Annotated in this window: 12 protein-coding genes; 6 read left to right on the plus strand and 6 right to left on the minus strand. The window is 58.7% G+C overall.

All coding sequences use genetic code 11. The annotated features are described in order from the left end of the window. The first annotated feature begins 174 nt into the window (after positions 1-174). The 4 genes from DKB71_RS23995 (at position 175) to DKB71_RS24010 (ending at position 5,135) form a co-directional block, all read left to right on the plus strand. Positions 175-957, plus strand: coding sequence for an enoyl-CoA hydratase-related protein (locus DKB71_RS23995; RefSeq protein WP_408597846.1), 783 nt, complete (start codon positions 175-177; stop codon positions 955-957). Further along, entirely contained in the window at positions 954-2,135 is a 1,182-nt protein-coding gene (locus DKB71_RS24000) for an acetyl-CoA C-acyltransferase family protein (protein WP_274075491.1), read from the plus strand. The genes DKB71_RS23995 and DKB71_RS24000 overlap by 4 nt, the downstream gene beginning before the upstream one ends. A 292-nt stretch (positions 2,136-2,427) precedes the next feature. Further along, on the plus strand, positions 2,428-3,546 hold the full coding sequence (locus DKB71_RS24005; RefSeq protein ID WP_408597849.1) for an HlyD family secretion protein: 1,119 nt from the start codon (positions 2,428-2,430) through the stop codon (positions 3,544-3,546). Then, positions 3,543-5,135, plus strand: coding sequence for a DHA2 family efflux MFS transporter permease subunit (locus tag DKB71_RS24010; protein ID WP_274075493.1), 1,593 nt, complete (start codon positions 3,543-3,545; stop codon positions 5,133-5,135). Before DKB71_RS24005 ends, DKB71_RS24010 begins: the two co-directional genes overlap by 4 nt. Before the next feature lie 3 nt (positions 5,136-5,138). Here the strand turns inward: DKB71_RS24010 and DKB71_RS24015 are convergent, their stop codons facing one another. From DKB71_RS24015 to DKB71_RS24040, 6 genes are all read right to left on the minus strand, one after another. Beyond that, positions 5,139-7,751, minus strand: coding sequence for a putative mucin/carbohydrate-binding domain-containing protein (locus tag DKB71_RS24015; protein WP_408597851.1), 2,613 nt, complete (start codon positions 7,749-7,751; stop codon positions 5,139-5,141). A 257-nt stretch (positions 7,752-8,008) separates the two neighbouring features. Beyond that, entirely contained in the window at positions 8,009-8,449 is a 441-nt protein-coding gene (locus tag DKB71_RS24020) for a carboxymuconolactone decarboxylase family protein (RefSeq protein WP_274075494.1), read from the minus strand. A 107-nt stretch (positions 8,450-8,556) separates the two neighbouring features. Beyond that, complete coding sequence (locus tag DKB71_RS24025) at positions 8,557-9,999, minus strand: mechanosensitive ion channel domain-containing protein (protein WP_274075495.1); 1,443 nt, start codon at positions 9,997-9,999, stop codon at positions 8,557-8,559. 202 nt (positions 10,000-10,201) lie between these two features. Then, positions 10,202-10,828: an isochorismate family cysteine hydrolase YcaC gene (gene ycaC / locus DKB71_RS24030; RefSeq protein WP_274075496.1), complete on the minus strand. Its 627-nt coding sequence runs from the start codon at positions 10,826-10,828 to the stop codon at positions 10,202-10,204. A gap of 57 nt (positions 10,829-10,885) precedes the next feature. Further along, on the minus strand, positions 10,886-11,569 hold the full coding sequence (locus DKB71_RS24035; protein ID WP_274075497.1) for an isochorismatase family protein: 684 nt from the start codon (positions 11,567-11,569) through the stop codon (positions 10,886-10,888). A gap of 93 nt (positions 11,570-11,662) precedes the next feature. Further along, positions 11,663-12,529, minus strand: coding sequence for a pirin family protein (locus DKB71_RS24040; protein WP_323606881.1), 867 nt, complete (start codon positions 12,527-12,529; stop codon positions 11,663-11,665). A 104-nt stretch (positions 12,530-12,633) separates the two neighbouring features. Between DKB71_RS24040 and DKB71_RS24045 the strand changes: the two genes are divergently transcribed. Beyond that, on the plus strand, positions 12,634-13,542 hold the full coding sequence (locus tag DKB71_RS24045) for a LysR substrate-binding domain-containing protein (protein ID WP_274075499.1): 909 nt from the start codon (positions 12,634-12,636) through the stop codon (positions 13,540-13,542). Positions 13,543-13,667: 125 nt separating this feature from the next. Then, positions 13,668-14,207 carry a PaaI family thioesterase gene (locus tag DKB71_RS24050; protein WP_323627209.1) on the plus strand — a complete coding sequence of 180 codons (540 nt, stop codon included), beginning with the start codon at positions 13,668-13,670 and terminating at the stop codon, positions 14,205-14,207. Positions 14,208-14,257: the final 50 nt, after the last annotated feature.

Consider the following 14,257-nt stretch of genomic DNA (forward strand, 5'->3'; position numbering starts at 1 on the left):
TGACCCTACTATTGGTGGATTCGCCGGACCGCACCATACCCCGAATGGGTGTGTGGGCGGCTCTGACGGCGCGATATGGCAAAAAGCATCAGGTCGGTTGACCCGTTTTGTCATAGCTGTGGGGCTAAGCTGACGCTTAAAGTGGCCGTCGAACCGACTCTGCAAGAGCCAGCAATGACCGACCTGATCAAGCAAGACCATCACGATGGCGTGCTGACACTGACCATCGATCGCCCGGACAAGCTCAATGCCCTGACCAATGGCATGTACACGCGCTTGGCCGACCTGCTGTTTGCGGCTGACGAGAACGACGAAATCCGCGTGATCATCGTGACCGGTGGCCCGAATTGCTTTACCAGTGGCAACGACCTGGTGGACTTCCTGCAAGATCCGCCGACGCACCTGGACAGCCCGGCATTCCGCCTGATGCGCGCCGTGACCCACCTGCAGAAGCCGTTGATTGCGGCAGTGTGCGGGGCGGCCATCGGCATCGGCACCACCCTGCTGCTGCATTGCGATCAGGTGCTGGTGACCCGCAACGCCAAGCTGCGCACGCCGTTCGTCAATCTGGGCCTGTGCCCCGAGTTCGGCGCCAGCCTGCTGCTGCCACGCCGCCTGGGCCAGGCCCGCGCCGCGCGCCTGCTGCTGTTGGGCGACAGCCTCGACGGCAACGAGGCGGTGGCCTGGGGCCTGGCCAACGAAGCCTTCGATGACGGCGAGCAATGCCTGGCCGCGGCAGAAAAGATCGCCCAGCGCTTTCTGGCCATGCCTCCGCAAGCCTTGCGTCAGTCCCGGCAACTGATGACGCAGGCCGGCATGGCCGAACTGCAAGCCACCCTGCGCGAAGAAAACCTGCTGTTCATCCAGCGCCTCAATACCGTCGAGGCGAAAACGGCCTTGAACGCCCTGCTCAATCGCAGTACAGATAAGAATCCACCGAAAGGAACACAGCCATGAACACTCCGGAAATTTACGTCGTCAGCGCCGCCCGTACCGCCATTGGCACCTTCGGCGGTTCCCTCAAGGACGTGCCACCGGCCGAGCTCGCGACCACCGCCGTGAAAGCCGCCCTGGAACGCGCCGCCGTGGACCCGGCGCTCGTCGGCCACCTGGTGATGGGCCACGTGATCCCGACCGAAACCCGTGACGCCTACATCTCCCGGGTCGCCGCGATGAACGCCGGCATCCCGAAAGAAACCCCGGCCTACAACGTCAACCGCCTCTGCGGCTCCGGCCTGCAGGCGATCATCAGCGCCGCGCAGACCCTGATGCTGGGCGATGCCGACATCGCCGTCGGCGCCGGTGCCGAGTCCATGAGCCGCGGGCCGTACCTGCTACCATCGGCTCGTTGGGGCGCGCGCATGGGCAACGTCCAGGCCGTCGACTACATGCTGGGCATCCTGCATGACCCGTTCCACAACATCCACATGGGCATCACCGCGGAGAACGTCGCCGAACGCAACGGCATCACCCGCGAAATGCAGGATGCCCTGGCCTTCGAAGACCAGAAACGCGCCGCCCATGCAATTGCCAACGGCTACTTCGTTGATCAGATCGCGACCGTCGAGATCCCGGATCGCAAGGGCACCAAGCTGTTCAGCGTCGACGAGCATCCACGCGCCACGTCCCTGGAACAGTTGGCGGCGATGAAGCCAGCCTTCAAGAAGGACGGCTCGGTCACCGCCGGCAACGCCTCCGGCCTGAACGACGGTGCTGCGGCACTGGTCATGGCCACCGGCGCGGCGGTACAGGTCAACAACCTGCGCCCACTCGCCCGCCTGGTCAGCTACGCCCACGCCGGCGTCGAACCGACACTGATGGGCCTGGGCCCAATCCCGGCCACCCGCCTGGCACTCAAGCGCGCCGGCCTGACCGTCGCCGACATGGACGTGGTCGAAGCCAACATCGCGTTCGCGGCGCAAGCCTGTGCGGTCAGCCAGGAACTGGATCTGGATCCGGCCAAGGTCAACCCGAACGGCTCGGGCATCGCCCTGGGTCACCCGGTGGGCGCGACCGGCGCCATCATCGCCACCAAGGCCATCCACGAACTGCACCGCACCGGCGGCCGTTACGCGCTGGTGACCATGTGCATCGGTGGCGGCCAGGGTATCGCGGCGATCTTCGAACGCGCCTGACCCCCTGCTCCCTGTAGGACCTGTAGGAGCTGTAGGAGCTGTAGGAGCTGTCGAGTGAAACGAGGCTGCGATCTTTTGATCTAAAAAAATCAAGGTCAAAAGATCGCAGCCTGCGGCAGCTCCTACAGGACCGTCTCAACCGTCAACATCACCGCGCCGCCGCTTCGACCGCCATCCACGACCCGCCCCCTCCTCCAAACGGACACCTGACAGCCGGCAGCAAAAAATCATTTGCGACTAAATATGACATGCGTCATATTACGTTCGTAATTAAACCCACAGGTACCTCTTCATGACCAGCATGCCCACTGTTGAGCCCGACCTTGCCGTCCCGGTGAACACTCGCAAGCCGCTGTTCAAACGCCTGCTCCTGCCGACATTGGGCATCGCCGCGCTGGTGCTGGCCGGCGTGTATGCCGCGCACTGGTGGACCAATGGCCGGTTCATCGAGGAAACCGACGACGCCTACATCGGTGGCGACGTGACGGTGATCGGGCCAAAAGTGGCGGGTTACATCGAAGAAGTGCTGGTGACCGACAACCAGAAGGTCAAGGCCGGCGACGTACTTATCCGTCTCGATTCGCGGGACTACCGCGCCAACCTGGCCAAGGCCGAAGGCGCGGTCGCGGCGGAAGAAGCCCTGCTCGCCAATCTCGACGCCACCGAACAACTGCAACAGGCCGTGATCGGCCAGGCCCGCGCCGGCATCGATGCCGCCGGTGCCGAAACCGCTCGCTCGCGCGACGACGATGCGCGCTATAAAAAGCTCGTCAGCACCAGCGCCGTCTCAGTGGAAAGCGCGCAACGGGCCAACGCCACGTTCAAGACGGCCCAGGCCCAAAGCAACCGCGCCCAGGCCGAACTGCTGGCCGCGCAACGGCAATTGAATGTGATCGCCACCCAGAAACAGCAAGCCCGCGCCGCCTTGATCCAAGCCAAAGCCGAACGCGACCTGGCGCAGTTGAACGTCGGCTACACCGAATTGAAAGCTCCCGTGGATGGCGTGATCGGCAACCGCCGCGCCCGCACAGGCGCTTATGCCCAAGCCGGCTCGCAACTGCTGTCGGTGGTGCCGTCCAGCGGCTTGTGGGTCGATGCCAACTTCAAGGAGGACCAACTGGCGCACATGATCCCCGGGCAACGGGTGACCATCCGTGCCGACGTGCTCTCCGGCCAGGAATTCCATGGTCACCTGGACAGCCTGGCGCCGGCCAGTGGTTCGCAGTTCAGCGTATTGCCGCCGGAAAACGCCACCGGCAACTTCACCAAGATCGTCCAGCGGGTACCGGTACGCATCCACCTCGACCCGGCCGACAGCGTGCTTGGCCACCTGCGTCCCGGCCTGTCGGTCACCGCCGAAGTGGACACGCGCAAGGAGCCTGAAACCCCAGCCGTAGCCAGCGCGCCATGAGCCGCGCCCTCGCCGCTCCGGCCCAACCGTTCAATGCCGCGAGCATGGCGACGGCGACCAAGGTCTTCGCCTTCGCCAGCATGTGCATCGGCATGTTCATTGCGCTGCTGGATATCCAGATCGTCTCGGCATCGCTGCGCGACATCGGCGGCGGGCTCTCCGCCGGCACCGACGAAACCGCCTGGGTGCAAACCAGTTACCTGATCGCCGAAATCATCGTGATTCCGCTGTCGGGTTGGCTTTCGCGAGTGTTCTCGACACGCTGGCTATTTTGCGCGTCGGCAGTGGGATTTACCCTGACCAGCCTGCTTTGCGGCGCGGCCTGGAACATCCAGAGCATGATCGCCTTTCGTGCGCTGCAAGGCTTTCTCGGCGGCTCGATGATCCCGCTGGTGTTCACCACGGCGTTCGTTTTCTTCACTGGCAAACAACGGGTGATCGCCGCCGCGACCATCGGCGCGGTCGCGTCCCTGGCCCCCACCCTGGGGCCGGTGATCGGTGGCTGGATCACCGATATATCGTCCTGGCACTGGCTGTTCTACATCAACCTGGTACCGGGGATTTTCGTCGCGGTGGCCGTGCCGATGCTGGTGAAGATCGACCAGCCGGAATTGTCGCTGCTCAAGGGCGCCGACTACCTGAGCATGGTGTTCCTGGCGCTGTTCCTCGGCTGCCTGGAATACACCCTGGAAGAAGGCCCGCGCTGGAACTGGTTCAGCGACCGCACCATCCTGACCACCGCGTGGATCAGCGGCCTGGCCGGCCTGGCGTTCATCGGCCGCACCCTGCACGTGGCCAACCCGATCGTCGACCTGCGTGCCCTCAAAGACCGCAACTTCGCCCTCGGCTGTTTCTTCTCGTTCGTCACCGGCATCGGCCTGTTCGCCACCATCTACCTGACACCGCTGTTCCTCGGCCGGGTCCGTGGTTATGGCGCGCTGGACATTGGCCTGGCGGTTTTCTCCACCGGCGTGTTCCAGATCATGGCGATTCCGCTGTATGCCTTTCTGGCCAACCGCGTCGACCTGCGCTGGATCATGATGTCCGGCCTTGGCCTGTTCGCCTTGTCGATGTGGGATTTCAGCCCGATCACCCATGACTGGGGGGCCAGGGAACTGATGCTGCCGCAAGCCCTGCGCGGAATTGCCCAGCAACTGGCGGTCCCGCCCGCCGTGACCTTGACCCTCGGCGGCCTGGCACCGGCGCGACTCAAGCATGCTTCGGGGTTGTTCAACCTGATGCGTAACCTGGGCGGTGCCATTGGCATTGCCGCGTGCGCGACCATCCTCAATGACCGCACCAACCTGCATTTCACCCGGTTGGCGGAAAACCTCAACAGCACCAACGAAGCACTCAACCAGTGGCTGTCCCAGGTCGGCAACAACTTCGCCGCCCTCGGCCAGAGCGGCGACCTGGGTGTCACCGCGAGCCTGCATCAGCTCTGGTTGCTGACCTACCGCGAAGCGCAAACGCAAACCTACGGTGATGCGTTCCTGATGATCATGGTCTGCTTCATCATCGCCACGGCGATGGTGCCCTTGATGCGCAAGGTGCAGCCACCGGCTGCGCCGAGTGCGGATGCGCATTGAGGTCTAGGGTGTTTCAACAGTATTTCCCGCTCCATCAATGTCGCTCGTCGTCACTGGCCAGTAGCTGGCCAGGCCCAACCCAACCACTTCGGTGTTTGTGGCATGCTGCACACACCCTACGGGAAAAGTGAACTGGCCGTTATTAATAATAGGGCTTCGCGTCGGCTCTCTATGCATGACACTGACTACGCTTCCCGGCGGGAAGGGTAACTGCACTTGGCTTACCTGGCCTACTACATCCCCGCGAAGTTCTCGTTGGTAAAGCAACTCACCCTCTTTTGACTTCACCACAACCGCCAAGTAAACCGATGAAAAGGACTCATGAGGGACAACCGCATAAAAAACCAGATCAATTTTACGCGATACCCGGTTAACATTGATATAACCCACAACGCGATCAGCGTTACCCTTGAAAGTCCATCTAAATTCCAGACCATTAGCATAACGAGTAATCGGCGGCCTAGTGAATCCAATGGTGCGATATTTCCGCAACAACTCACCCCGCAAGGGTTGATCGAACGTATTGATCGCCCGCTGCAGATCCTGTTTAATAGGATAGTCATCATGAAGAGCAAGATGCGGTGACGCTTCAAAAGTCGCAGCACATCTTTCAACTGCCTGCTTAAGATTTTTCCATGCTTCAGTAGCCAATTTAGAGTTTACCAGCCCCTGCTCAGTCACAACCAGGAAATTGATCTCTGCGTCGGTATCAATCACTGCGGAGGGCTTACTATTAGATACACTTAGACCCACCGCTTCCCTATGATACACCTCGATAGAAAAGCCCGGTGCAATCGGAATACTCTTGGAGAGCAACTCTGTTTTATCACCAAACATTTCAAGGGAAAATACAACCCCCCCACCAGAGTCTTTCACCACAAACTGCGCATATACCTTACCAGGAAAGAGGTTATGCGGTTCGTTACCAACAACATCAACTAACAGGCGCCCTGCTGAAACCTGCACTGTAAGCCTGCAGAAAATTCCGTAAAAACCATTGAACACGATCGTTTGATCGGCCAAAATACTTGCACTTCGTCGTGCATACGAGCAGTCAAAGTTACTTGCCACCTCAGTGACTACCACATAATTATTTTTGGGCCAATCATCACCAGCAGGAGGTAATTGCACAGCATGAACCCCAACGGGAATATCATCAACCAGAACTGTTGAGTGGTTAACCTTTACAATTCTAGCGCCCCCGACTACATCTCTTATTAAAATACACTTACCCAAAACCTTACTATAAATATCTGGAGTAAATGTAAACGACACGCTCGACCTTAACCCGGTTACACTCAGGTCTTTAGAACTGACCAAATCCAAAGGACTTCTTAGCTTCAACTGGGTCTGAACCGATTTAAGGCTACTTTCTTTAACCAGCAAATAAAGCGACAAGACGGGGAATGCATTACTATAGCTGTTTTCGATTACTTGACGCTGCAACGGTAAAGCCTTGACATACTGCATGGCCGGGGAAAAATCGACGTTACCGATATCGATACCCACCTTACTCAGCAAGTCCATTGTCGGATGATCACTGGCAACAAAATTGTCCGAATTACTGATTTGCCGATATCGACGATAAAACTCGATTACTCCTGACTCGCCCATGGACTTGACTAAAAGCATATAAAAAAACTGGATCAGGTGCCCCGCTCCCGCCACATCGTTCAGACCTTTATTAAACGCAATACGGGCATTCTCGTAAAGTTTCTCCTCCCCATTTTCGTAAAGCCAGCCTTTCGTGTAAAACTCCTCTCCCATGTACTTTTGTTGATAAAGTGTCGCCAATACGTTATGGAAAATCTCGTGCATTTGGATGACCGAATGGTTAAAGAAATGACCTTGGTAGCCATGGGCAACCTCATGAAGACTTCCAAAGTTTTCTGGCACGGGTCTCAACCAAAAAGCCTCTACCGAACTTGTGGACTCAGCAGTCCAATCACGACCATAATAAGCGGCACCTCCACCATTCTTATCTGCCTTCATGAAGTAACGATTGGGAATGTTCTTGTCAGGCACATTCGACTCAGATGAAATCCCGACAAGATGATTAAAAAACTCAAACATTCCATCATAGTATTTACCCAGGCTGTCCAACCCAGAGGCCTGATGCAATGCCCTTAATGCGGCCTTGTCGCGAGCCGGTATTAAAATTTTTGTATAATCAGATTCAAATAACGCGTATTGCGTCCCCTGCCCATCCCAAAAATTTAAAAAACCGCTCGGATTGACTCCCTTCTTGTAAATCGGCAGTACTTTCCAATCGCCCACGATTTCTATATCAACAGTAACAATCTGACCTGCTTCATCAGTGAAAGGCGTAGTTAAAAATAGAACCGAGGGATGACTGCAAAGCACTTCACTCCATTCCATAGTCACATTGCGATGAAGCTCAGTTTTCTGATCATCATTCAACAATTGAAGATTGATTCCGATTGTCGACGCCGGGCGCGGTTGCCGAAAGCGTACTTTAGCACCCGCAGAAACCACTGCGCCCACGGTATATTTATCGTGGTGTATGCCCTTATCCATGCCAGCGTTAATCAACCAGTCTGGACGTTCAAGGCTTTTATACAGGTGGGATAAACGAGCGCCTTTTTCTTTTGACATTACAATTTTCCTCGTAGAGAAGCCCGGAACAACGAAGAGATGCTAGAGCCAACGGGTAAACCAATGACACTGTCAAAAATACCAGCTTATTAGATCATCTGTTTATAAACTGCCCAGACGCAGCATAAAAACGTTATAAATACTCATCGTGTGGGAAGGTTAAGACCATTCCTCGAAACGACTCAAATCCATATTTCCTGCAAAAAAACGCCCCCAAACAGGAGGCGTTTTCAACATCAGAACAACAGCGAAAAAAATCAGGCCTGAGGCGTCTTGCGAAAGCCCACTGCCAGACGGTTCCAGCCGTTGATAGTATTGATCGCCACAGTCAGGTCGACCATTTCCTTGGGCGTGAACTGGGCGCTGACCACTTCGTAGTCTTCGTCCGGCGCATGGGTCAGGCTCAACTGGGTCAGGGTTTCGGTCCAGAGCAGCGCGGCGCGTTCGCGGTCGGTGAAGAATGGCGCCTCGCGCCAGGCCGTCACGGCGAACAGGCGGCGTGGGGTTTCGCCGTCCTTGATCGCGTCGGCGGTGTGCATGTCGATGCAGAAGGCGCAGCCGTTGATTTGTGAAGAGCGCAGCTTGACCAGTTCGATCAGGCTTTTTTCCAGCGGCAGTTTTGATACCGCCGATTCCAGGGCGATCATGGCCTTGAGGGCGTCTGGGGAAGCGGTGTAGAAATCGATACGCTGTTGCATGGCATGTTCCTGGGCAAGTGGGTGTGGCACTAAGTTAGCCCCCGGGGCGGCGTGCACAAATAGCCAATCCTGCAGAAGTCGAGGAGGCCAATGGCCCCTCGCGTCCATCAGACCCGACTACGCAGCCACTGCAAGAACCCTTTCTTCGGCACAACGACGGGCACATCCGCGATCAGCGACTGGGCCTTGTTCAGGCGGAATTCCATCAAGGATTTCATCGCATCGTTGATGTCCTGGCGGGCATCCAGACAGGGCTTCAAATACTGCTTTTCGATGCGATAAAGCGTGCATGGGGTTTTCGCGGTGAAATGGGCGGGCAGCGCGCTGTCGGTGAGAATACCGGCCTCGCCGATCACCTCCCCCGGCCCCATGCGTCCGGATTCGATAGGTATACCGTTGCGGTTCAGCGTGACCGAAACCACCCCGGATTCGATGATGAACAGGTGATCGCTGATCTCCCCCGCCTCCAGGATCGTCTCGCCGATGCGGAAGGTTTGCAGGGCCATGTTCTGGCTGAAGGTTTCTTTCTCTTCGTGGCGCAGGGTGGAAAACAGCGGCGAGCTGTCGAGTAGCGCCCGTGGCCGCGTGATGTCGCTTGAGGGGCTGGGTTCGACACTCGACAGCAGATGGATCCCCGATGCTCGCAAATGCCGGTACGCCAGGTCGAACAGTTGATTGCGTGCCGAGCGCTTTTCGCTCATCGAGGCGACAAAGCCGCTGATTTCGTATTCGTTGCCGGAAGCATTGGAGCTTTTGAGCGCGACTTTGGGGCCGGGTGAAGTCAACATGTTCCGGCAGCCCTGCATCGCGCGCTCGAGGGCATCGATCACGGTTTGTGGGCGGACGTGGGGGCTGACCTGCAGGCTGATCGACAGGCCGAACATATCGCTGGGCCGACTGAAGTTGGTGATCTTGGCCTTGGCCGCCAGCGAGTTGGGAATCACGATCATGCTGCCCTGGGAGGTCTGCAATCGCGTGGCCCGCCAGTCGATATCGATGACCCGGCCTTCGGTGCCGTCGATGGCGATCCAGTCATCCAGTTGATAGGGCTTGGTGGTGTTCAGCACGATCCCGGAAAATACGTCGCTGAGGGTGCTTTGCAAGGCCAGGCCGACGATGATCGCCAGGGCGCCGGAAGTGGCCAGTACGCCCTTGACCGGCAGATTGAGCACATAAGCCAAGGCGGCGATGACCGCGACAAGAAAAATCACAGCACCCAGCAGGTCCTGCAGCAGTCGCCCGGTATGTCCCACCCGTTGCATCAGTCCCGCACCGATCAGTACGGTCAGGGTGCGCGCAGCGAACAGCCACCAGCCGATCTGCAACCCCGTGGCCGCCAGATGCAAGGGTACATTGTCGACCCAGGGTGCGGGTTCCAACGGGTTCATGCCTTCGTTGAACAGCACCAGGCTGTACAGGGTGAAAATCACCGGCCGAACCAGAAGCTTCACGTTGTGGCCACGGGTACCGATCAAGCGCCACAACAACAGATCGATCAGGATCAAGGCGAAAGCGCAGATCAACGGGTGTTCGGTGAGCAATGACAGCATCAAGCAGCTCCGGCACGGGACAATGAGCGAAAGATCTCACAGATTGGCCAGAGTGTAGGAGCAATTGGTGGCTTCGGAACACCACAAACTACTGTGGGAGCGGGCTTGCTCGCGAATGCAGAGCGTCAGGCGATATTGATGTGCCTGACACACCGCGTTCGCGAGCAAGCCCGCTCCCACAGGGGTATGAGTGTTGCCTGGTTTATTTACTGTTGGTCAGCGTGCTGTAGCTGGTCATCAGGTTGCGGTAGTCCGGAATGTGGTTGGAGAACAGCGTGCCCAGGCCTTCGATGTCGTTGCGCCAGTCGCGATGCAGCTCACAGGCCAGGCCGAACCAGGTCATCAGCTGCGCGCCAGCGGTGGACATGCGGTTCCACGCCGATTCACGGGTCAGCTCGTTGAAGGTGCCGGAGGCGTCAGTGACGACGAACACATCGAAGCCTTCGGCCAGCGCCGAGAGTGCCGGAAACGCCACGCACACTTCAGTGACTACGCCGGCAATGATCAGTTGCTTCTTGCCGGTGGCCTTGATCGCCTTGACGAAGTCTTCGTTGTCCCAGGCATTGATCTGGCCGGGACGCGCGACATAGGGCGCGTCCGGGAACAGCGCCTTGAGCTCGGGCACCAGCGGGCCGTTGGGGCCGGTTTCGAAACTGGTGGTGAGGATGGTCGGCAGCTTGAAGTACTTGGCCAGGTCGGCCAGGGCCAGCACGTTGTTCTTGAACCGGTCCGGGTCGATGTCGCGCACCAGCGACAGCAGGCCTGTCTGGTGATCCACCAACAGAACGGCGGCGTTGTCCTTGTCGAGACGTTTGTAGGAAGTTGTCATGGCAATGGTCCTCGCGTGTTATCGATGCCGAATAAAAAGTCGGCGTGGGTGTCCCGGTTAGCGCTGGGAATCCAGCGTTTCATGTTCGTTCGCCACTTGTTGAGCCTTGAGGTAACTCTCGATCAACAATTGATAATGCGGCATGGCCTGGGCGTAGACGGCGGCCCACTGCTCGGCGTCCGGACGGTTCCACGAGCCTTGCAGCTCTGAGAGCGTAGCCATGATGTCGATCGGCACCACCCCGGCCTGGGCCAGGCGGGCAACTGTCAGATCAGTGGCCAGTTTGGAGTGGTTGCCCGAGGCATCGACCACGGCGAACACTTTGTAGCCTTCATGCACCGCGGCAATGGACGGAAACGCCAGGCATACGCTGGTCAGGGTGCCGGCGATCACCAGGGTTTTCTTGCCGGTGGCTTTCACTGCCGCGTGAAACTCCGGATTGTCCCAGGCGTTGATTTCCCCTTTGCGCGCCACGTACTGGGCATGCGGTGCAGCCTCGTGGATTTCCGGAATCAGCGGCCCGTTTGGCCCTTGGGGCACGGAAGCGGTGGTGATCACCGGCATCTTCAGCAAGGTGGCCGCCTTGGCCAGGGCAATGGCGTTGGCGCGCAGTTGCGGTACATCCATGTCCTTGACGATCTGGAACAGTCCGCTCTGGTGATCGATCAACAGCATGGCGCTGTCATTGGGGTCGATCGTCGGTTTCTGGCCATTGAAATTGGCTGCATTGACGGTGTTCATCAGTGTTTCCTCTTTTTGACAGGCAACAGCCATCCCTGGCCTGGGAACCGGCCTACTCATCCTGTGTAGAGCGGGTTGTTGAAGCGAAACGGATTAACCGTGCATCTGGCCGAAGCGACCAGACTGGAAATCGGCGAACGCCTGGTGGATTTCCTGCTCGGTGTTCATCACGAACGGACCGTGTCCGACGATCGGCTCGTCGATCGGTTCGCCGCTGAGCAGCAGCACCACCGCGTCCTCGCTGGCTTCGAGGGTCATCTGATCGCCCTTGCGGTCGAACAAGGCCAACTGCCCTTGGCGCACCGACTCCAGGCCGTTGACCTCGATCGTGCCGCGCAACACCACCAGTGCGGTGTTGCGTCCTTCATGCAGATCCAGCGTGAGCAACTTGCCGGCATTCAGGCGCAGGTCCCAGACGTCGATGGGGGTAAAGGTGCGCGACGGCCCTGTGTGTCCTTCAAATTCACCGGCGATCAAGCGCAGGCTGCCGGCGTTGTTCTTCAAGGCAATGCTCGGGATGTCGCTATCGAGAATCGTCTGGTAACCGGCGTCGGCCATCTTGTCCTTGGCCGGCAGGTTGACCCACAACTGGACCATTTCCAGGGTGCCGCCGCTCTTGGCAAAACCTTCGGAGTGAAACTCTTCATGGAGAATCCCCGAGGCCGCGGTCATCCATTGCACGTCGCCGGGGCCGATCTTGCCGCCACTGCCGGTGGAGTCGCGGTGTTCCAGTTCACCCTTGTAAACGATAGTCACGGTTTCGAAACCCCGGTGCGGATGCTGACCAACGCCACGTCGCGCGGTGGTCGGTGTGAATTCCGCGGGGCCGGCGTGATCCAGCAGCAGGAACGGGCTGATGTGCTTGCCCAGGTTGTCGTAGGAAAACAGCGTGCGAACCGGAAAACCGTCGCCGACCCAATGGGCCCGTGGGCTGGTGTAGATACCGATGATGTTTTTCATGGTGTCTCCTGATGAGGTGAGTGAAGCCATGGACAGAGCTTAAAACTGCGACCTTTGTTGCGCTAGACTGCAAAAATCAGCTTTAGCGTTCTATCTGGAGAACGATGATGGAAGACCTCAACACTCTCTATTACTTCACCCAAGTGGTCGAACATCAGGGTTTCGCCGCGGCCGGACGGGCCCTGGACATGCCCAAGTCCAAGCTCAGCCGACGCATCGCCGAACTCGAAGAACGCCTCGGCGTACGCTTGTTGCACCGCAGCAGTCGGCATTGTTCGCTGACGGAAATCGGCCAGGCGTATTACCAGCGTTGCCTGGCAATGCGGGTGGAGGCGGAAAGCGCCGCCGAACTGATCGAACGTAACCGCTCCGAGCCCCAGGGCGTGGTGCGCATCAGTTGCCCGACGGCGCTGCTCAATTCATGGGTCGGGCCGATGCTGACCCGCTACTTGCTCAAGTATCCGCTGGTGGAGCTGTTCATCGAGAGCACCAACCGCCGGGTCGACCTGATCCACGAAGGGTTCGACATCGCCTTGCGCGTGCGATTTCCGCCGCTGGAAGACACCGACATGGTGATGAAGGTGCTGGGCAACAGCACCCAGAGCGTGGTGGGCAGCCCGGCCTTTTTGCCGCGCCTGTCGACACCCGCCTCCCCGGCCGACCTCAGTGGCTTGCCGAGCCTGCACTGGGGGGCGGCGCAACGTGAGTATCAGTGGGAATTGTTCGGTGGTGATGGCAGCAGCGCGCTGATCAGGCACTCGCCACGGATGGTCACCGATGACCTGTTGGCCTTGCGCCACGCGGCGGTGGCCGGCATCGGGATTGTCCACCTGCCCAGTGTGGTGGTGCGGGATGAGATCAAGGCCGGCCAGCTGATCGAACTGGTGCCGGGCTGGGCGCCCAGGAGTGGCGTCATTCATGCGATCTTCCCGTCGCGGCGTGGCCTGCTGCCGTCGGTGCGTAGCTTGATCGACTTTCTGGGCGAGGAGTTCAGCCGCAGCGATATTGCCTGACAGCAGCTGCAGGTTTTCAGCTGCAAGCGTCAAGTTGATTTGAGGGGTAGCGGAGATTTTATTCTGAACATAATATGGTTTGAAAATTACAACCATAATATTCGCTTTCTTCAGAGGACTTTTACATGCAAAGCCCAAACCGCGAGGCCACGCTTGCCCAATGGGTCGCCCAGGAACAGGCCATGCGCGCCCGCCTGGCCGGGCCTGGCAGTTTGTCCATGGCCGAAGTCAGCGCGCTGACGCCCGCCGAATTTTTCGAGGGCATCGGCAACGGTGAACTGCCCTCGCCGCCCATAGGCACGCTGATGGATTTCATCCCTGTCGAATGGTCCGCCGGGCTGTTCGTCTTCCAGGGCACTCCGGATGCGCGGCATTACAATCCGCTGGGCACCGTGCACGGCGGTTATGCCGCGACTTTGCTGGATTCGTGCATGGGCTGCGCGATCCATACGCAACTGAAAAAAGGCCAGGGTTATACGACGCTGGATCTGCGCATCAGTTATGTCCGGGCGTTGAACAGCGCCAGCGGACCGGTGCGGGCCGAGGGCAAGATTGTGCATCTGGGGCGTTCGACGGCGCTGGCCGAGGGGCGGATTTATGATGTGGATGGACGGCTGTATGCGACGGGGACGACGACTTGCATGATTCTTGAGGCTCGGGGTTAAGCCTGTAGGCCGAGTCGTCCCATCGTCAGAACGCCGCCAGGGGCAAGCCC

Origin of the sequence: Pseudomonas sp. PLMAX (genome assembly GCF_046042685.1) — a bacterium.
GTDB lineage: Bacteria > Pseudomonadota > Gammaproteobacteria > Pseudomonadales > Pseudomonadaceae > Aquipseudomonas > Aquipseudomonas putida_AE.

Coding starts and splice junctions, on each gene's coding strand:
- DKB71_RS23995 (WP_408597846.1), top strand. CDS start 175: ATGACCGACCTGATCAAGCAAGACCATCACGATGGCGTGCTGACACTG.
- DKB71_RS24000 (WP_274075491.1), top strand. CDS start 954: ATGAACACTCCGGAAATTTACGTCGTCAGCGCCGCCCGTACCGCCATT.
- DKB71_RS24005 (WP_408597849.1), top strand. CDS start 2,428: ATGACCAGCATGCCCACTGTTGAGCCCGACCTTGCCGTCCCGGTGAAC.
- DKB71_RS24010 (WP_274075493.1), top strand. CDS start 3,543: ATGAGCCGCGCCCTCGCCGCTCCGGCCCAACCGTTCAATGCCGCGAGC.
- DKB71_RS24015 (WP_408597851.1), bottom strand. CDS start 7,751: ATGTCAAAAGAAAAAGGCGCTCGTTTATCCCACCTGTATAAAAGCCTT.
- DKB71_RS24020 (WP_274075494.1), bottom strand. CDS start 8,449: ATGCAACAGCGTATCGATTTCTACACCGCTTCCCCAGACGCCCTCAAG.
- DKB71_RS24025 (WP_274075495.1), bottom strand. CDS start 9,999: ATGCTGTCATTGCTCACCGAACACCCGTTGATCTGCGCTTTCGCCTTG.
- ycaC (WP_274075496.1), bottom strand. CDS start 10,828: ATGACAACTTCCTACAAACGTCTCGACAAGGACAACGCCGCCGTTCTG.
- DKB71_RS24035 (WP_274075497.1), bottom strand. CDS start 11,569: ATGAACACCGTCAATGCAGCCAATTTCAATGGCCAGAAACCGACGATC.
- DKB71_RS24040 (WP_323606881.1), bottom strand. CDS start 12,529: ATGAAAAACATCATCGGTATCTACACCAGCCCACGGGCCCATTGGGTC.
- DKB71_RS24045 (WP_274075499.1), top strand. CDS start 12,634: ATGATGGAAGACCTCAACACTCTCTATTACTTCACCCAAGTGGTCGAA.
- DKB71_RS24050 (WP_323627209.1), top strand. CDS start 13,668: ATGCAAAGCCCAAACCGCGAGGCCACGCTTGCCCAATGGGTCGCCCAG.